Source organism: Nocardia sp. CDC160 (assembly GCF_035818795.1).
Taxonomy (GTDB): domain Bacteria; phylum Actinomycetota; class Actinomycetes; order Mycobacteriales; family Mycobacteriaceae; genus Nocardia.
Genome location: NZ_JAYKYT010000012.1, coordinates 123,190 through 141,946 on the forward strand (window position 1 = coordinate 123,190; position 18,757 = coordinate 141,946).

Consider the following 18,757-nt stretch of genomic DNA (forward strand, 5'->3'; position numbering starts at 1 on the left):
GGGTGTCTCCAGTCGGAGGAAGGTACGAAGGTTGCCGTGGGGACGGTACTTGTTCCGTATGTCCGCACATGAACCGACCCGGCGAATCGTGAGCTATCGCACTCGCCAGAGCGTTGTTTTCCCGTGGCTACCAGCGCAATTAATCCGCAATTTAAATCATTACCGGCCGGTAATTATGAACTCTTGACCCTTACTGTCTGGGACGTTACAAATACGTAATCAGCCGGGGGTTTTCAGGGGAACCGGCCAGGCAGAAGTAGTACGCAGTGGTAACGGATGTCATCGACGCGGTCGCTGAGTTCGCGATCGCCCGCAAAGCGATCTGGGATGTCCTTCTCGACCCGCAGACCTATCCCCGGCTATTTCCCGGAATCGGCGCCTGCGAACAACTCGACACCGTGGACGAACACCCCACGCTGACAATGCGCGTCGGCGGCAATGGCCTCGAAGTCCACGTGCTGCGCGTGCAACTCCACATCACCCGCCCGGGCGAGAGCTTCGAAATGCACTGCCCGGATCGCGGCAGCTTCGCGGCGATCCGCCTGCGCGGCGACGGGGACCACACCCGGGTCTACGTCACGTATTTCAAGGCGGGGCGGGTGCATCCGGTGCTGACCCAACTGCCGAACTCGGCGGTGGTGCTGTGGACGCAGGCCGGGCTGAAGCGCGTCGGGGACCTGATCCTGAACACGCCGAGCTCGCTCCTCGTCAATGGCGAGGATTCGCCGATGAAGCTGCAGGCCGGGGTCGTCAAGCGGATGGTGGCCTCGGGTGTGGTGCGCACCTATCGACCCGATGTCGGGCTGAAACAGATCGGCGGACTGGCCAAATGGGGTTTCAGCCTGGCCGGTGGGTACGCGGCGGCGGCCGCGCACTCCCCGCAGCGGGCGGCCGTGGTGGACGACCGCTACTCGAGCACCTTCGACCAATTGCACGCCCGCAGTAGCGCTCTCGCGGGCGCGTTCACCGCGCTCGGCTTCGGCCCGGGCACCTCGGTCGGGCTGCTGTGCCGCAATCACACCGGCATGGTCGAGTGCATGGTGGCCGCGGGCAAGGCGGGCGCGGACGCGGTGCTGCTCAATACCGGACTGCCCGCACGGCAGGTCGAGGAGATCGTGGCGCGCCATCAGCTCTCGGCGCTGTTCGTGGACAGCGAGTTCGAGCATCTGGTGCGGTATCTGCCCACCGATCTGCCGCGCTTCACCAGCGACGACATTCCACCGGATCCGGGGCGTACCACCATCGAGGAGCTCATCGCCATGCGCCAGGAGCCGCCGCGCAAGCCGCCGCGGCCGGGTCGCCTGGTAGTGCTCACCTCCGGGACCAGCGGGACGCCCAAGGGCGCGCGTCGCCCGCATCCCAAGGGGTTCGGCACGGTGGCGGCGCTGCTGTCGCGAATCCCGTTCGGCACCAACGAGACCATGTTCATTCCGGCCCCGCTGTTCCATACCTGGGGGCTGGGCGCGCTGCAGATCTCGACCGCCATTCGCGCGACGGTGCTGCTGGGCGACCGCTTCGACGCCGAGGACTGCCTGCGCCGCATTGCCGAGCACCGGGTCACCGCGCTGATCGTGGTGCCGATCATGGTGAATCGAATCCTGGACCTGCCCACGCATGTTCGGGCCCGCTACGACCTGTCGAGCCTGCGCATCGTGGCCAGTTGCGGTGCGCCACTGGCCGGTGCGACGGTGCTGAAGTTCCTCGACGCCTTCGGCGACATCCTCTACAACGTGTACGGCTCGACCGAGGTGTCGTGGGCCTCCATCGCCGACTCCGCGGATCTGCGCATGTCACCCACCACCGCGGGCCGCCCGCCGCTGGGCACGAAACTCGGTGTGCTGGGGCCGGATCGGCGGCCGGTGCCGATCGGGGCGACCGGGCGCATCTTCGTGGGCAACCACATGCTGTTCGACGGGTACACCGACGCGACGCCGCCGGACGAGGCCGACGGCATGCTCGACACCGGCGATATCGGGTACCTGGACGCCTCGGGCAAGCTGTTCGTGGCCGGGCGCGACGACGAGATGATCATCTCGGGCGGGGAGAACGTCTTCCCGCGCGCGGTGGAGGAGGCGCTCTCGCATCTGCCGCAGGTGAGCGAGGTGGCGGTGGTCGGGGTGCCCGATCACGAATTCGGGCAGCGCCTGGCCGCATTCGTGGTGAAGCGGCCGGGCTCCGGGCTCGATTCGGACATGGTGCGCAACTACATTCGCCACCGGGTCAGCCGGTTCTCGGTGCCGCGCGATGTGACCTTCCTGGACGCGTTGCCGCGCAATACGACCGGGAAGATCCTCAAGCGGACGCTGATCGCACCGACCTGATCACTGGCGCGCCGACCTGATCGCTACGGGCTGGGAGTAGCGATCAGGCCCAGCTCGGCGTCGGAGGCGAGCAGCGGGTGGTGCGGGAGGATACGGATCGTGTAACCGACCGCACCGGAGATCGGAACCGGCGTCTGGATGGTGAAAACCTCCGCGCCGGAATCGGTTCCGTGATGCCGCATGGCGAAGGTGTGGACGTCGGTGAGGTCGTCGGCGGGTGAGACCCGGCCGAGCACCGCCTGCACGGACACGTCGGCGGGGGTGAGGCCGCCCAGATCGATCCGGGCGCGCAGGGCGAGCTCCGCGCCGATCACCGGGATGTCGGGCAGTCCGGAACTGTCCACCTGCAGGACTTTCACACTGGGCCAGGCGGATTCCACGCGACGGCGATAGACCGACAGGTCGTGCGCACCCTTGAAGTCATTGCTCGACACCGCCTCGAAGGCCGCGGCGGCGGGAGCGTAGTAGTCCACGGCGTAGTCGCGAACCATGCGGGAGGCCAGCACCTTCGGGCCGAGGGTCCGCAGGGTGTGGCGGACCATCTCCATCCAGCGCACCGGCAGGCCGTCGTGGTCGCGATCGTAGAAGCGCGGCAGCACAGCGCGTTCCAGCAGTTCGTACAGCGCGGAGGCCTCCAGGTCGTCGCGGCGGTGCTCGTCGCGCACGCCGTCGGCGGTGGGGATGGCCCAGCCGTTCTCGCCGTCGTACATCTCGTCCCACCAGCCGTCGCGGATGGAGAGATTGAGGCCGCCATTGAGGGCCGACTTCATGCCGGAGGTGCCGCAGGCTTCCAAGGGGCGCAAGGGATTGTTGAGCCAGACGTCGCAGCCCCAGTACAGGTAGCGGGCCATGGACATGTCGTAGTCGGGCAGGAAGACGATGCGGTGTCGCACGGCCGGGTCGTCGGCGAAGCGGACGATCTGCTGGATGAGGGCCTTGCCGCCGTCGTCGGCCGGATGCGATTTGCCAGCGACCACCAGCTGCACCGGGTGTTCCGGGTCGAGGAGCAGGGCGCGCAAGCGATCGGGATCGCGCAGCATGAGCGTGAGACGCTTGTAGGTGGGGACGCGGCGGGCGAAGCCGACGGTCAGCACGTTCGGGTCGAAAACCTCGTCCACCCAACCGAGTTCGGCGGGCGCGGCCCCGCGTTCCAGCCAGGAGGCGCGCACGCGGCGGCGCACCTCGTCGACCAGGATGCCGCGCAGGGCGTTTCGGGTGGACCACAGTTCGCGCAGGTCCACATCGCAGAGGCGTTCCCAGCCGCGCGCCTCCTCCACCAGCTCGTCGCCGATGAGTTCGCGGGCCTTGTCGATCCATTCGCGCGCCGCCCAGGTGGGGGCGTGCACGCCATTGGTGACCGAGCCGATCGGGACCTCGGCGGCATCGAAACCGGGCCACAGCGGCGCGAACATGTCGCGGCTGACCTCGCCGTGCAACTTCGACACGCCATTGGCGCGCTGGGCGAGTCGCAGGCCGAGATGGGCCATGTTGAAGACCGACGGATCGGCCTCGCGGCCCAGGGCCAGAATGCGATCCACCGAAACACCGGGCAGGACCAGGGATTCACGCTCACCGTGCGCGCCGCCGAAGTAGCGGCGGACCAGCGCTCCGGCGAACCGGTCGATACCGGCGGGGACCGGGGTGTGGGTGGTGAAGACCGTTCCGGCCCGCACGGCGGTCAGCGCCGAATCGAAATCCATTCCGGCGGCCATGTATTCGCGAATGCGCTCGATGCCGAGGAATCCGGCGTGACCCTCGTTCATGTGGAAGACGTCGGGGTCGGGCAGGCCGTTGGCGCGGGTGTAGGCGCGCACGGCACGGACACCGCCGATGCCCGCGAGGATTTCCTGTTTGATGCGGTGGTCCTGGTCGCCGCCATAGAGCCGGTCGGTGACGGCCCGCAGTTCGGGATCATTGTCGGCGATGTCGGAGTCCAAGAGCAGCAGGGGAATTCGGCCCACCTGGGCGATCCACACTCGGGCCCGCAGCACCCGCCCCTCGGGCATGGCCACGTGCACCAGCACCGGCGCACCACCTTCGGTGAGCAGCCGTAGCGGCAGCCCCATGGGATCCAATGCCGGGTAGCGCTCGGCCTGCCAGCCGTCGGCGGTCAGCGACTGCCGGAAATAGCCGGAGCGGTACAGCAATCCGACGCCGATGAGCGGCAATCCCAAGTCCGAGGCGGCCTTCAGATGGTCGCCCGCGAGAATCCCCAGTCCACCCGAATAGTTGGGCAGCACCTCGGTGACACCGAACTCCATGGAGAAGTACGCGATCCCGCGCGGTCCGCGCCGCTGCTTCTGGAACCAGCGCGGCCGAGCCAGATAGTCACTCAGATCCGCGGCCGCCGCATCCACCCGCCGCGTGTACGCCTCGTCCCCCGCCAGCGCGTCGAGCCGCTCGGCCGGAACCTCCCCCAGCATCCGCACCGGATCGTGCCCGACCTCCGCCCACAACCGGGGATCGAGTTCGGCGAACACATCCTGTGTCGGCCCATGCCAAGACCAGCGCAGATTGGTAGCCAGCTCGGTCAACGCGGACAACCGCTCCGGCAAATGGGCGCGAACGGTGAATCGACGCAGTGCCTTCACCTCTGTAGACCCTACCCGGGACGGCGTCGTCGCAGCTCACCAACGTCGCCCCCGACGTGAGCAAGCGCTAAGCAACCGATAACGTGTTCTATATGAGCGAGCAGATCGAGGCGGTCGACGGACTGCCCACCCAGGAGCATCACGAGGGCGGGTTCCGGCCGATTCGGGAACTGGGTCGCGACAACACCAAGGGTGGGGCGCACTACGGGGAGTTAATCGAGCAGGTGCGGGGGTTGATGGATCGGGTGCGGCTGGCCGATCCGTCCGATGACCTGGCGCTGCATGCCATCGCCACCCTGAAGGAACTCAACGACAAGCTCGACGAGGCGGTCGGAGACGAGTGGAACGCCCCGGCCTGGCACCGCACCGACCTGCCCGCGCGCGGCAATATCACCCTGCCGCCGTTCCTGGTCGATTCCGCGAGCCGCGAGGGCGTGCGGGCGCGCATCACCTTCCGCACCTTCCATCTGGGCGGCAACAACGCGGCCCACGGCGGCCACATCGCCCTCGGCTTCGACGACCTGCTCGGCATGACGGCGGCCATCTACACCCGCCAGGCCACCCGCACCGCCTTCCTGCACGTCGACTACCGGTCCATCACGCCGCTGAACACCGAACTGCGGGTGCACGGCTGGGTGGAGCGACAGGAGGGCCGCAAGATCTTCGTGCGCGCCACCCTGCACGATGGCGACCGGCTCTGCGCCGAGGCGCACGGGCTGTTCGTCCTTCTCAAGCCGGGCCAGCAGTAGTCACTCCCGAAGTCCCGACCCGCACTCCGGTAAGTTCGAGGGCGTGACCGGCCGCATCGCCATCGATGACACCGCCCCCGCGATTCCCGGCGGTCGGCCGTCCAAGGCCGTGGTCGGCGAGGTGGTCCCGGTCCGCGCGGTGGTCTGGCGCGAGGGACACGAGGCGGTGGCGGCGACGCTGGCGGTGCGCGGCCCGGGTTCGTCTCGCACACAGCGCATTCGCATGGTGCCCGAGTACGAGCCGGACGTCTTCAACGCGGTCTTCACCCCCGCCAAGCCCGGCCGCTGGACCTTCCGCATCGAGGGCTGGAGCGATCCCATCGCCACCTGGCGTTCCGGCGTGGAGGCCAAGCTCGCGGTCGGACAGAGCGCCGTGGATCTGGCCAACGACCTCGAGATCGGGGCCCGGCTCCTGGACCGCGCCGCGCAGGCGGTGCCGAAGAAGCAGTGGCAGATCCTGCGCGACGCCGCGGCCGCCCTGCGCGGGGACGCCCAGCTGCCCGCCCGGGTGGCACCGGCCTTCAGCGCCGAGGTCGGCGCGATCCTGCGCGCAACCCCGTTGCGGGAGTTCGTGACTCACGGACCGCTGCACACCGTGCAGGTGGAACGCCAGCGCGCGCTCTACGGGGCCTGGTACGAATTCTTCCCGCGCTCGACCGGCGGCTGGGACGCGGACGGCAAACCGGTGCACGGCACCTTCGCCACCGCCGCGAAGGAGCTGCCGCGCATTGCCGCCATGGGCTTCGACGTGGTGTATCTGCCGCCGATCCACCCCATCGGCACCGTGAATCGCAAGGGCCCCAACAACTCCCTGACCGCCGGTCCGCAGGACGTGGGCTCGCCGTGGGCCATCGGCTCCGCCGAGGGCGGCCACGACGCCATCCACCCGCTGCTCGGCACCGAGGCCGACTTCCTCGACTTCGTCACCTCCGCACGGGAATTGGGCTTGGAGGTGGCCCTGGACCTGGCCCTGCAGTGCGCACCCGACCACCCCTGGGTGACCGCGCACCCGGAGTGGTTCACCACCCTGCCCGACGGCACCATCGCCTACGCGGAGAATCCGCCGAAGAAGTATCAGGACATCTATCCGCTGAACTTCGACGACGATCCCGACGGCCTCTACGCCGAGGTGCTGCGGGTGGTGCGACATTGGATCGGGTTGGGCGTCACCATCTTCCGGGTCGACAATCCGCACACCAAACCGGCCGACTTCTGGGAATGGCTGATCGCCGAGGTGCATCGGAAGCATCCCGACATCGTGTTCCTGTCCGAGGCGTTCACCCGTCCCGCGCGCATGTACGGCCTGGCGCGGCGCGGCTTCAGCCAGTCCTACACGTATTTCACCTGGCGCACCCACAAGCACGAAATCGAGGAATTCGGCAGGGAATTGGCCGCCAAGGCCGATGAGGCCCGCGCCAACCTGTTCGTGAACACGCCCGACATCCTGCACGAGAGCCTGCAGCACGGCGGCCCCGGCATGTTCGCCATTCGCGCGGTGCTCGCGGCCACCCTGGGACCGAGTTGGGGCGTGTACTCCGGCTTCGAACTCTACGAACACCAGGCGGTGCGGCCCGGCAGCGAGGAATACCTGGATTCGGAGAAATACCAACTGCGCCCGCGCCGTTTCGCCGAGGCGGCGGCCCGCGGGGAATCCCTGGAACCGTGGCTGACCCGACTCAACGAGATCCGCCGCGCCCATCCGGCGCTGCAGCAGGTGCGCTGCATCCATTTCCACCCCGTGGACAACGACGCGCTGCTGGCCTTCTCGAAATTCGACCCCACCACCGGCGACGCGGTGCTGGTGGTGGTGAACCTCGACCCGTTCGGCGCACAGCAGGGCATGGTGTCGCTCGACCTGCCCGCCATCGGCCGCGAATGGCACGATCGGCCGGTGGTGTTCGACGAGGTCAGCGGCGAGGAATACCACTGGGGGCAGAGCAATTACGTGCGCCTGGACCCGGCGCGGGCGGTGGCGCACATTCTCGCGCTGCCGCCGGTTCCGGCCGCCGCGCGCACCGAACTCGCCTACCGCAGATCGTTCCGATGAATCGACGCGACCTCCTGCTGCTGGCGGCGGGCACCCACCCGGACCCGCACACCGTGCTGGGGGCGCACGAGCATCCGGACGGGACGATCATTCGAGTGCTGCGGCCGCACGCGGAGACCGTCGCGGCGCGCATCGGCGGCGTGGATCACCCACTGGCACATACCGATCACGGCGTTTTCGAGGGCGTCGTACCGTTCCCCGACCTGTGGGACTATCGGATCGTCGCCTCCTATCCGGGCGGGCGCACGGTGGTGGAGGCGGACGGGTACCGCTTCCTGCCCAGCCTGGGCGAGATCGACCTGCACCTGCTGGGCGAGGGACGCCACGAGCGGCTGTGGGAGGTGCTCGGTGCGCATCCGAAGCGCTACCACACGCTCGACGGGGAGATCACCGGCACGGCGTTCGCGGTCTGGGCACCCAATGCGCGCGGCGTGGCGGTGATCGGCGACTTCGACGGCTGGAGCGGAAACACCGCGCCCATGCGCAAACTCGGCGATTCGGGGGTGTGGGAGCTGTTCCTGCCCGGCATTGGGCCGGGAGCGCTGTACAAGTACCGCGTGCACGGGGCGGACGGGCGCATTGTCGATCACGCCGACCCGATGGCCTTCGCCACCGAGGTGCCGCCCGCGACCGCGTCGGTGATCACCGAGAGCGAATTCGCCTGGGGCGATACGGAATGGCTGCGCGCGCGGGCGAAGACCGACCCGCTGCGCGCGCCGGTGAGCGTCTACGAGGTGCACCTGGGCTCCTGGCGGCCGGGACTCGGCTATCGCGAGATCGCCGAACAGCTCGCGGAATACGTTTTGGCCCAGGGCTTCACGCATATCGAACTGCTACCGGTCGCCGAGCATCCCTTCGGCGGTTCCTGGGGTTACCAGGTCACGTCCTATTACGCGCCGACGGCCCGCTTCGGATCCCCGGACGACTTCCGCTATCTGGTGGATCACCTGCACCGCAAGGGAATCGGCGTCCTGCTCGACTGGGTACCCGCGCATTTCCCCCGCGACGAATGGGCCCTGGCCCGCTTCGACGGCACCGCCCTCTACGAGCACGCCGACCCCCGCCGCGGCGAGCAACTCGACTGGGGCACCTACATTTTCAACTTCGGCCGCCACGAGGTCCGCAACTTCCTGGTCGCCAATGCCGTGTACTGGATCGAGGAATTCCACATCGACGGCCTGCGCGTGGACGCCGTCGCGTCCATGCTCTACCTGGACTATTCGCGCCCCGACTGGGAGCCGAACATCCACGGCGGCCGCGAGAACCTGGAGGCCGTGTCCTTCCTCCAGGAGATGAACGCGACCGTGCACAAGCATCATCCGGGCGTGCTCACCATCGCCGAGGAATCCACCACCTGGCCCGGCGTCACCCGCGCCACCGAGGTGGGCGGGCTCGGCTTCACCATGAAATGGAACATGGGCTGGATGCACGACACCCTCGGGTATCTCGCCCACGATCCGGTGTACCGCACCTGGCACCACAATGAGATCACCTTCTCGCTGACCTACGCGTGGAGCGAGAACTATGTGCTGCCGATCAGTCACGACGAGGTCGTCTACGGCAAGGGCACGCTGTGGACCCGCATGCCCGGCGACGACTACGCCAAGGCCAGCGGGGTGCGTGCCCTGCTCGCCTACATGTGGGCCCATCCCGGCAAGCAACTGCTGTTCATGGGGCAGGAATTCGGACAGTTCCGGGAGTGGAACCACGACCTCGGACTGGACTGGCACGAGCTGGAAAACCCACTGCACCAAGGCATTCGGACCCTGGTCGCCGACCTCAACCGACGCTATGTCGCGAACCCGGCGCTGTGGAGCCAGGACACCTCGCCGGGCGGCTACTCCTGGATCGATGCCGACGACCGCGACAACAATGTGCTGTCGTTCCTGCGGTACGGCACCGACGGATCCATCCTCGCCTGCGTCTACAACTTCTCGGGCCGTCAACTCGACGGGTATCGCATCGGATTGCCCGGGCCCGAACCGGATTCCTGGTTCGAGGTGCTCAATACCGACGCTCTCGCCTACGGCGGCAGCGGCGCGAGCAATCCCGGCGAGATTCCGGCCGAGCCCCAACCCTGGCATGGGCGTCCGGTCTCGGCCGCGCTGACCCTCGCACCGCACAGCGCCGTCTGGCTGTCCACCACCCCGCCCACCGCCCGCGTCTGACAGTCGTTGCGGGCCCGGTCATTCCGGCCAGCCGGGCGAGCGGCCCAGCACCGTGAGAATCCGGTCGAGCCCGGACGCTTCCGGCGCGTCCACCACGGGCGCGAAGGATGCCCCCGGCCGCTCCCGCTCCTCCCCGCACGGCACCGCCTCGGCCACCGGCAGGCCCGCGGCGATCATGTCGTCGTCGAATTCCACGCTCACACCCAGCGCCCGCGCCACATCCCAGCTGTGCACGATGTAGTCGATGAAGTGAAAGCTGATGGCCAGTGAGCCCGGGATCACGATGCCGTCGCGCACCTCCGGCAGCGGGAACTGCCTTTCCAGCACACCGGGTTCCGCGAACGCGGCCAGCACGTGCTCGGCCGCCGCCTGGTATTCGGCGACCGGATCATCGCCGAGTGGTTGCGGCTTCCACAACGCGATATCCCCTTCGCCCCGCGAGGCCGCCGCGAAGCCGTAGTGCTGAACGATCATGTGCTCCAACAGATCCCGCACCGTCCACCCCGCACAGGGCGTCGGCCTGTCCAGGTCGGACGAGGTCACCTCCGCGACCACCGCGATGCTCGCCCGCACCGCCCGGGCGTCCAGCGCGATCAGTTCGGTGCCGGACTTCAACAATTCGTCGTACGTGCTTATCATACGCATCAGCTTACTAACTATTGACCGCGAGCGACAGGGCCAATCCGCCCGATTCGACACCACACATCCGATCGCGGGCGCAGGCTGGGAACAGATCAGAGTCGAGCCGGGAGGTTCCCGTGGACGAGCGCACCAAGATCACATTGGACGAATCCGAGATCCCACGGCGGTGGTACAACATCGTCCCCGACCTGCCCGCACCACCGCCGCCACCGCTGCATCCGGGTACCCGGCAACCGGTCGGCCCGGAGGATCTCGCGCCACTGTTCCCGATGGAGCTGATCAGGCAGGAGGTGAGCGCCGAACGCTACCTCGACATTCCGGACGAGGTCGTCGACGTTTATCGGCTGTGGCGGCCGACGCCGCTGTTCCGGGCGCGTCGGCTGGAGAAGGCGCTGGGCACGCCCGCGCGTATTTACTACAAATACGAAGGCGTTTCGCCCGCCGGTTCGCACAAGCCGAATACCGCTGTGCCGCAGGCGTTCTACAACTTCGCCGAGGGCACCCGCCGCCTCACCACCGAGACCGGCGCGGGCCAATGGGGCAGCGCACTGGCCTTCGCGTGCGCGCAGTACGGCATCGACTGCGAGGTATGGATGGTGCGCGCGTCCTACGACCAGAAACCGCACCGGCGCACCCTCATGCGGACCTGGGGCGCGACCGTGCACGCCAGTCCCTCCCCGGTCACCGCCGCGGGCGCGAAAATCCTTGCCGACGACCCGAATTCGCCCGGCAGCCTCGGCATCGCCATCAGCGAGGCGGTGGAGGTCGCCGCGGGCGATCCGCGGACCCGATACGCCCTGGGCAGCGTGCTCAACCATGTGCTGCTGCACCAGACGGTCATCGGCGAGGAGGCGTTGAAACAGTTCGCCGCGGCCGGGGAACGGCTTCCGGACGTGATCGTCGGCTGCACCGGCGGCGGCTCCAACTTCGCCGGGCTGTTCCTGCCGTTCCTGCGCGAAAAGCTCGCTGGCCGAGCCAATCCCGTCATCCGCGCCGTCGAACCCGCGGCCTGCCCGTCCTTCACCCGCGGCCGCTACGCCTACGACTTCGGCGACACCGCGGGTTTTACACCGCTCATGAAAATGCACACCCTCGGCCACGACTTCATCCCCGACCCGGTGCACGCGGGCGGCCTGCGCTACCACGGCATGTCACCGCTGCTCTCGCACATGTACGAGCTGGGCCTGTTCGAAGCCATCGCCAAGCAACAGCGCGAATGCTTCGCCGCCGCGGTCACATTCGCCAAGACCGAGGGCATCCTCCCCGCACCGGAACCCTCCCACGCCTTGGCCGCCGTCATCGAGGAGGCCAAGCGCTGCACCGCATCCGGCGAGGACAAGGTCCTCCTCACCGCCCTGTGCGGCCACGGCCACTTCGACATGACCGCCTACGAGCGCTACCTGGCCGACGAGATCCCCGACTTCGACCTCTCCCAACCCCGCATCGACGCCGCCCTGTCCACCCTCCCCGCCGTCTAACGAGATCAGGGAGCTCTCAGCGCGGGAATTCGGACGGAATTCCTCGTTGAGAGCTCCCTGATCGTGGAGGCTCAGTACAGTGCGGCGGCGAGTTTGCGGCGGGCGGCGACGACGATGGGCTCGGCGGGGTCGAAGAGTTCGAAGAGCTCGAGCAGGTGGGTGCGGGCCCGGGTGCGGTCGTCCCCGGCGGTGCGCTTGACCTGGGCGATGAGGCGGTCGAAGGCGAGTTCCGGCTGCTGGTTGAACATTTCGACGTCGGCGGCGGCGAGCGCGGCGTCCAGATCGGACGGATCGGCGTCGGCCTTCGCCACGGCGGTGGGATCGATTTCCTGGACGCGGGAAAGGAATTGGACCTGACGCAGCGCGGCCTTGGCCTCGGCATTGTTCGGCTCGGCGGTCAGGATGGCCTGGTAGGCGGCGATCGCACCCGCGAAATCGCCGTTCTCCAAGGCCTCTTCGGCGGCGACGAAGCGCGGATCCTCGGGGGCCTCGGGCTCGGCATCGGCACCGCCCGCACCGACGCCGGGAAGCTTGCCGCGCACGGCGTCCACCACCGCGGCGATCCACTGGGTGACCTGCTCCTCGGGCTGGTTACCGGTGAAGTCGGCGAGCGGCTGGCCCGCGGCCACGGCCACCACGGTCGGAATGCCCTGGACGCCGAAGGCCTGCGCGATGCGCATATTGGCCTCGGCCTCGACGGTGGCCAGATCCCAGTCGCCGCCGCCCTGGCCGACCAGCTTCTCGAGCAGCTTCACCAGTTCGATGCTGCCGGGGCTGCGCTGCGAGTACAGCGCCACCACCACCGGCACCTGGGTCGAGCGCCGCAGCACCCGCTCCTCGAAGTTGGCCTCGGTGACGGCGTGGTCGCCCGGGATATCTCCCGCTGCGGCGACTGGCTGCTTGAGGGCGGACAGGTCAACCGCGCCCGACATGGCGGCGGCTGCGGCGGCGGAAGGACGGCGTGCAGGTCGAGTCACGACATCCAGTTTGTCACGAACGAGCGACGGCGGGTGTCGCGGCCGTGCTCAGCTCCCCCAGTTGACCGGAGTTGATCGCCCACCGCTCGAACCACACCGAAGTGAAGGGGACCACCGAGGACAGCAGGGCCAGACCCGTGGTCTTGCCCGGCCACTCGAATTCCCGCGAGGCCAGCAGGCAGTTGATGGCGTAGGCCAGGAAGACGATGCCGTGCAGCATGCCGAACACCATCACCGGCCACTTGATCGGCTGATCGGCGATGCCGAGGGCATCCGCGCGCTTGAGCGCCGAACCGATGAACAGCAGCACCCAGGAGGGAACTTCCAACAGGCCGAAGAACCGCACACGTTTCGCGACCGTGGAAAGGTCGAAGAAATCACCCATGACTCCCCATTCTGCCGGATCGACTACGACAGCCTGTCGTTGCACTGGTCACATCCGGTACGCCCGCGCCGGAATCCTGGTATCAGGATTCCGAAAACAGAACGGCTCCGGCTCGTTTCGAGCCGGAGCCGTTCACGTTCGTCTCGCCGCTTACTTCACGCGGAGGATGAGGGCGTCGCCCTGACCGCCACCGCCGCAGAGGGCGGCCGCGCCGATGCCGCCGCCGCGGCGCTTCAGTTCGAGGGCCAGGTGCAGGACGATGCGGGCGCCCGACATGCCCAGCGGGTGGCCGATGGAGATGGCGCCGCCGTTGACGTTCACCTTCTCCGGGTCGATGCCGAGCTTGCGGGTGGAGGCGATGCCCACCGCGGCGAAGGCCTCGTTGATCTCGACCAAATCGAGGTCGGTGGGCGAAATGCCTTCCTTGGCACAGGCTTTGGCAATGGCGTTGGCGGGCTGGTCCTGCAGGGTGGAGTCCGGGCCCGCGACGACGCCCGCCGCGCCGATCTCGGCGATCCAGCTCAGGCCCAATTCCTCGGCCTTGGCCTTGGACATCACGACCACCGCGGCCGCGCCGTCGGAGATCTGGGAGGCCGAACCGGCGGTGATGGTGCCGTCCTTGCGGAAGGCCGGGCGCAGCTTGGCCAGGGCCTCGGCGGTGGTGTCGGCGCGAATGCCCTCGTCGGTGGCGAACTGGATCGGGTCGCCCTTGCGCTGCGGGATGGCGACCGGGGTCACCTCGTCCTCGAACAGGCCGTTCTTCCACGCGGCGGCGGCCTTCTGGTGCGAGGCCGCGGCGAAGGCGTCCTGGTCCTCGCGGCTGATCGGCTGGCTGTCATTGCGCTGCTCGGTGAGCGCGCCCATGGGCTGATCGGTGAAGATGTCGTAGAGGCCGTCGTAGGCCATGCTGTCGCGCAGGTTCACATCGCCGTACTTGAAGCCCTCGCGGCTCTTCTCCAGCAGATGCGGGGCATTGGTCATGGACTCCTGACCACCGGCCACCACGATCTCGTACTCACCGGCGCGAATCAGCTGATCCGCCAACGCGATTGCATTGATACCGGACAAACACACCTTGTTGACGGTGAGCGCCGGGACATCCATCGGAATCCCGGCGGCGACCGCGGCCTGCCGGGCCGGGATCTGGCCCGCGCCCGCGGTGAGGACCTGACCCATGATCACGTAGTCGACCTGCTCGGGCGCGACCCCGCCCTTCTCCAGTGCCGCCTTGATGGCGATCCCGCCCAGATCGGAGCCGCTGAAGTCCTTCAGCGATCCGAGCAACCGGCCGACGGGCGTGCGCGCGCCGGAGACGATGACGGAGGTGGTGGACACGATGAGGGCCTCGCTTACGTCGTGTGGTCAGTGCTCCGCCAACCATCGGAGCCTTACCCCACGGTAACTCGCTGCACTTCGGCGAGGGTATGTGGGTGCGCGCTACCGTTCGTGGTGTGAGCAACACCGAGAAGACGACGGCGGTGCCGTCAGAGCAGACCGAATTCATCCCGTCCGAATACGTCGTCGCCGTCGATCACGTGGGAATCGCTGTGCCGGATCTCGATTCCGCGGTGGCCTGGTACCGGGACAATCTCGGCATGGTCGAGACGCATCGCGAGATCAACGAGGCGCAGGGCGTGCACGAGGCCATGCTGTCGGTGCCCGGCACACCCGAGGGCTCGGTTGCCTTGCAGTTGCTGGCTCCCCTCAACGAGGCGTCCACGATCGCCAAGTTCATAGATCGAAACGGGCCTGGCCTGCAGCAGCTCGCGTATCGAGTCACCGATGTCGAGGCCGTTTCCGCGCAACTGCGTGAACGGGGCTTGCGTTTGCTGTACGCCGAGCCGCGCGGTGGAACGGCTGGTTCCCGCATCAATTTCATCCACCCCAAGGATGCTGGCGGTGTGCTGGTGGAACTCGTCGAACCAGCCGCGAAAACTACCCACTAGTACCGGAATCCGGCCCTCTAAAGAGGCTGTAACAACATTCGCGGTCGGGTCACCATCAGTGGTCGTCAGGCTGTAGTTTGTGGGGCATGTCGTCCACTGAGCCCGATCGTAATCGCTTCGTTGCACTGCCCTTTACCGTTGTGCGGAAGGGCTATGACCGTGACGAGGTGCGTAACTACTTCGACCGTTTCGATGCCGAGCTAAGGGTCACCGCGACCGATCGCGATGCCGCCGCGGCGCAGGCCCGCAATCTCGCGGCCCAGCTCGAGGATGCCCGGGACGAGATCGACGAGCTCCGTAAGGAGGTCGACCGGCTCTCGGTGCCGCCGACCACCGCCGAAGGTATGTCCGATCGCATCTCGCGCATGCTCCGCCTGGCCTCCGACGAGGCCTCCGAGGTTCGCGCCCAGGCGCAAGCCGAAGCGGCAGAGATGATTTCGATCGCCGAACAGCAGGCGACCGAAATGCGTGGGAAGTACGAATCGCTCCTCGCCGAGACCAAGGAGAAGCGCGAAGCGCTCGAGATCGAGTTCGAGCAGACCCTCGCCAACGCCCGCTCCGAGTCCGCCAAGATCGTCGAAGCCGCCAATGCCGAGGCCGACCGCCTCACCAAGGAGTCCGAGGCCAAGCGCAAGGCCACGCAGCAGGACTTCGAGGTCACCATGGCCGAGCGCCGCACCAAGCTGACCCGCGCCATGGAGGAGCTGGAGGCCACCTCGCGCGCCGAGGCCGCCCAGCGCATCAAGGACGCCACCGACGAGGCCAACCGCCTCATCACCTCGGCGACCAACACCGCGGATCGAAAGATCGCGCACGCCAAGGAACTCGCCGAGGAAATGCGTGTCCTCCGCGGCCGCGTCCTGGCCCAGCTGCTCGGCATCCGCGGCCAGCTCGACTCCGTCCCGGCCATGCTCGCCGCCGTCAACCGCGAGAGCGAACTCCTCGACGGCGCACCGGAACAGCGCTCCATCCAGAAGGGCGGCCGCAAGGCCATCTCGGAGGCCCACGACGACGACGAGATCGTCGACGAGCGCGAAAACGCCGACATCTCCAGCTAATTCACTCCACGGGCGACAACCCGAAGCCGTTCGAAGGCCGCTTCCACCCCGGAAGCGGCCTTCCTTATATCCGCACCCGCGGTTCGGCCGCGCCCAAAACCGTTGGCGCGCTGTGAACTCAGGACCAGCGGCGGGTTATGGTGCGGGTGTTGCGGCCGTTCCAGCAGCCGGTGTGCCAGTGGCGGCGGTCGTCTTCGCCGCCGTGGGCGGCCCAGGCGACGATGTGCGGGGTGCCGGGCGGGATGATGTGGTCGCAGCCGGGGCAGCGGTAGGGCTTGGTGGCGCGGGTACCGGGGACCGTGCGGACTATGAAGGTTTCGTCGGTGCCCGGGCCGGGCTCGGTGCGGCCGAAGACATCGCCCACGGGCCGCGGCTCCTGGCGGGAGCGCGCGGCGTCCTTGGGGCGCGGTTTACGGCGGGGCATGGTCCGAGGTTAGAACAGCCGGAATTCGTCGGACTCGGTGCCGCGCAGGGCGTCGTAATCGAGGGTCAGGCAACGGATGCCGCGATCGGTGGCGAGCGTCTTGGCCTGCGGCTTGATCTGCTGGGCGGCGAACACACCGGCGACCGGGGCCAGCAGCGGGTCGCGGTTGAGCAGTTCGAGGTAGCGGGTGAGCTGTTCGACGCCGTCGATCTCGCCGCGGCGCTTGATCTCCACCGCCACCGTGGCGCCGTCGGCATCGCGGCAGAGAATGTCGACCGGGCCGATGGCGGTCATGTACTCGCGGCGGATCAGGGTGTAGCCCGCGCCGAGGGTTTCGATGTGCTCGGCCAGCAACTCCTGCAGATGGGCCTCGACACCGTCCTTCACGAGACCGGGGTCCACGCCGAGCTCGTGCTTGGAGTCGAGTTCGATGTCCTCGACCGTGATGCGGAGCTCCTCACCCGCCTTGTTGGTGACCACCCAGAGTTGGCTTGTCTCCGAGTCGGTTTCGCGCTCCTCCAGCCAGCACGGCGGGCTCATCCAGTTCAGGGGCTTGTAGGAGCCGCCGTCGGAGTGGACGAGCACCGAGCCGTCGGACTTCATCATGATGAGGCGACGGGCCATCGGCAGATGGGCGGTCAGACGGCCAACGTAATCGACCTGGCATCGAGCAATCACAAGGCGCACCGGTCGAGTCTAGTGACCCGGATTCAGCCCAACAGCATCAGGCAGGCGAAAACGGAACCGCCCGCCAGCAATACGTAATCCGTCCAGTTCATCGGCCGCTGTGGCGCCACCTGACGGCGAATCATGAGCCGACCGATACCCAGCCCCAGACACAACGCCAAGAAGTGACCGACATTGGTGAAGGTGTGCCACACCAGCACGCCGCCCAACGCCAGCGTGAGCCAGCTTGCGGCCCAGACGAAGCGGCGATGGGAAGGCAGCACCGCGATGAGCGCGCCGACGACCGCCATCGCGCCGTAGCTGACGCCGACATCCTCGACCATGGTGATGCTGTTGGGCACCAGTTGCGATTCCACCGCCACCCACAGGCCGACGGCCACCAGCACGGTCGCGCCGATATGTCCGATGAAGAAGGTGTGCACGAGTCGCACGGCACCGAAACGGCGCTCCGCCAAGGCGAGCAGACAGGCCAGGAAGGGAACGATGATGAACGCCGTGGCCGCGCCCTCACCCACCAGGAAGGCGCTGGAGAACAGCGTGCCGAACCGGCCATTGGCGAGATTGTGCAGATTGGTGCTGGCGTGCAGCACAATTCGGGTCTCGTTCTTGGCGCTCACCATGGTGAGCGCGACAGCACCAAGAATCAGCAGCCCGACATAGCTGTATGTCGCGGGCAGCCAGAGAGCCGACAGCCGAAACCGTCGATTGGTGACCACCGGCGTCGCCGGTACCGCTTCGATGACCATGCCCTCGATCATTGCCGTTCCATCCGCAACGAGACTGGTTGTCCGCTGGGAGCTTTCTGTGGATCCCATATCTCTCGATATGTATCCGGGATACACCGCCACCGTACCCGTGAAACGCAGGGTTATCCGGATACGCAGAAGGCCCCCAGCTGATGCTGGGGGCCTTCGCGAAGGATGTTCCGGCGGTGTCCTACTCTCCCACACCCTGTCGAGTGCAGTACCATCGGCGCAGGTGGCCTTAGCTTCCGGGTTCGGAATGGGACCGGGCGTTTCCCCACCGCTATAGCCGCCGTAACTCTATGAAACTATCCACTTTCGTGTGTTGTTTCAGATACTGCACAGTGGACGCGTAGCTTCTTTGTTGGTAAGTCCTCGGCCTATTAGTACCAGTCACCTGCATGCATTACTGCACTTCCAGTTCTGGCCTATCAACCCAATGGTCTGTTGGGGGCCTTACCCCCTCGAGGGGGTGAGAAACCTCATCTTGGAACAGGCTTCCCGCTTAGATGCTTTCAGCGGTTATCCCTTCCGAACGTGG

Annotated in this window: 15 protein-coding genes and 2 rRNA genes; 7 read left to right on the plus strand and 10 right to left on the minus strand. The window is 67.3% G+C overall.

Translation table 11 applies throughout. The features are described 5' to 3' along the window. Positions 1-266 precede the first annotated feature (266 nt). Positions 267-2,321: an AMP-binding protein gene (locus VMT40_RS39105; protein ID WP_326364725.1), complete on the plus strand. Its 2,055-nt coding sequence runs from the start codon at positions 267-269 to the stop codon at positions 2,319-2,321. A 23-nt stretch (positions 2,322-2,344) separates the two neighbouring features. Here the strand turns inward: VMT40_RS39105 and glgP are convergent, their stop codons facing one another. Beyond that, positions 2,345-4,912, minus strand: a complete 2,568-nt coding sequence (gene glgP / locus VMT40_RS39110; protein WP_326364726.1) for an alpha-glucan family phosphorylase — start codon at positions 4,910-4,912, stop codon at positions 2,345-2,347. Between the two features lie 92 nt (positions 4,913-5,004). On the opposite strand from glgP, the gene VMT40_RS39115 reads away from it, so the two are divergent. Genes VMT40_RS39115 through glgB form a run of 3 tightly spaced genes read left to right on the plus strand, consistent with a single transcriptional unit; the run spans position 5,005 to position 9,876 of the window. After that, entirely contained in the window at positions 5,005-5,661 is a 657-nt protein-coding gene (locus tag VMT40_RS39115) for a PaaI family thioesterase (protein ID WP_326364727.1), read from the plus strand. A 43-nt stretch (positions 5,662-5,704) separates the two neighbouring features. Further along, a complete protein-coding gene (locus tag VMT40_RS39120; RefSeq protein WP_326364728.1) occupies positions 5,705-7,708 on the plus strand; it encodes an alpha-1,4-glucan--maltose-1-phosphate maltosyltransferase in 2,004 nt (667 codons plus the stop codon). Then, positions 7,705-9,876, plus strand: a complete 2,172-nt coding sequence (gene glgB, locus VMT40_RS39125) for a 1,4-alpha-glucan branching protein GlgB (RefSeq protein ID WP_326364729.1) — start codon at positions 7,705-7,707, stop codon at positions 9,874-9,876. Before VMT40_RS39120 ends, glgB begins: the two co-directional genes overlap by 4 nt. Before the next feature lie 18 nt (positions 9,877-9,894). On the opposite strand, the gene VMT40_RS39130 is transcribed toward glgB, so the two are convergent. Beyond that, entirely contained in the window at positions 9,895-10,515 is a 621-nt protein-coding gene (locus VMT40_RS39130) for a TIGR03086 family metal-binding protein (RefSeq protein WP_326364730.1), read from the minus strand. A 119-nt stretch (positions 10,516-10,634) separates the two neighbouring features. Between VMT40_RS39130 and VMT40_RS39135 the strand changes: the two genes are divergently transcribed. Next, positions 10,635-11,996 carry a TrpB-like pyridoxal phosphate-dependent enzyme gene (locus VMT40_RS39135; RefSeq protein ID WP_326364732.1) on the plus strand — a complete coding sequence of 454 codons (1,362 nt, stop codon included), beginning with the start codon at positions 10,635-10,637 and terminating at the stop codon, positions 11,994-11,996. Positions 11,997-12,067: 71 nt separating this feature from the next. On the opposite strand, the gene VMT40_RS39140 is transcribed toward VMT40_RS39135, so the two are convergent. The 3 genes from VMT40_RS39140 to VMT40_RS39150 all read right to left on the minus strand — a co-directional run bounded on the left by VMT40_RS39140 (position 12,068) and on the right by VMT40_RS39150 (position 14,693). Further along, on the minus strand, positions 12,068-12,928 hold the full coding sequence (locus VMT40_RS39140; RefSeq protein WP_326364747.1) for a tetratricopeptide repeat protein: 861 nt from the start codon (positions 12,926-12,928) through the stop codon (positions 12,068-12,070). A 58-nt stretch (positions 12,929-12,986) separates the two neighbouring features. Next, positions 12,987-13,358, minus strand: coding sequence for a DUF3817 domain-containing protein (locus VMT40_RS39145; protein ID WP_326364733.1), 372 nt, complete (start codon positions 13,356-13,358; stop codon positions 12,987-12,989). A gap of 150 nt (positions 13,359-13,508) precedes the next feature. Continuing rightward, positions 13,509-14,693 (minus strand): acetyl-CoA C-acetyltransferase, encoded by a 1,185-nt coding sequence (locus VMT40_RS39150; protein ID WP_326364734.1) that lies wholly within the window; start codon positions 14,691-14,693, stop codon positions 13,509-13,511. 143 nt (positions 14,694-14,836) lie between these two features. Between VMT40_RS39150 and mce the strand changes: the two genes are divergently transcribed. Beyond that, complete coding sequence (mce, locus tag VMT40_RS39155) at positions 14,837-15,304, plus strand: methylmalonyl-CoA epimerase (protein ID WP_326364748.1); 468 nt, start codon at positions 14,837-14,839, stop codon at positions 15,302-15,304. 86 nt (positions 15,305-15,390) lie between these two features. Further along, a complete protein-coding gene (locus tag VMT40_RS39160) occupies positions 15,391-16,362 on the plus strand; it encodes a hypothetical protein (protein WP_326364735.1) in 972 nt (323 codons plus the stop codon). Between the two features lie 118 nt (positions 16,363-16,480). On the opposite strand, the gene VMT40_RS39165 is transcribed toward VMT40_RS39160, so the two are convergent. The 5 genes from VMT40_RS39165 to VMT40_RS39185 form a co-directional block, all read right to left on the minus strand. Beyond that, positions 16,481-16,786 (minus strand): ATP/GTP-binding protein, encoded by a 306-nt coding sequence (locus tag VMT40_RS39165; protein ID WP_326364736.1) that lies wholly within the window; start codon positions 16,784-16,786, stop codon positions 16,481-16,483. A gap of 9 nt (positions 16,787-16,795) precedes the next feature. Next, positions 16,796-17,473, minus strand: a complete 678-nt coding sequence (gene nucS / locus VMT40_RS39170) for an endonuclease NucS (RefSeq protein ID WP_326364737.1) — start codon at positions 17,471-17,473, stop codon at positions 16,796-16,798. A 23-nt stretch (positions 17,474-17,496) separates the two neighbouring features. Continuing rightward, positions 17,497-18,231, minus strand: a complete 735-nt coding sequence (locus VMT40_RS39175) for a rhomboid-like protein (RefSeq protein WP_326364738.1) — start codon at positions 18,229-18,231, stop codon at positions 17,497-17,499. 165 nt (positions 18,232-18,396) lie between these two features. Continuing rightward, a 5S ribosomal RNA gene (gene rrf, locus VMT40_RS39180) occupies positions 18,397-18,513 on the minus strand. Between the two features lie 66 nt (positions 18,514-18,579). Then, positions 18,580-18,757 (minus strand): 23S ribosomal RNA (locus tag VMT40_RS39185); the annotation flags it as partial.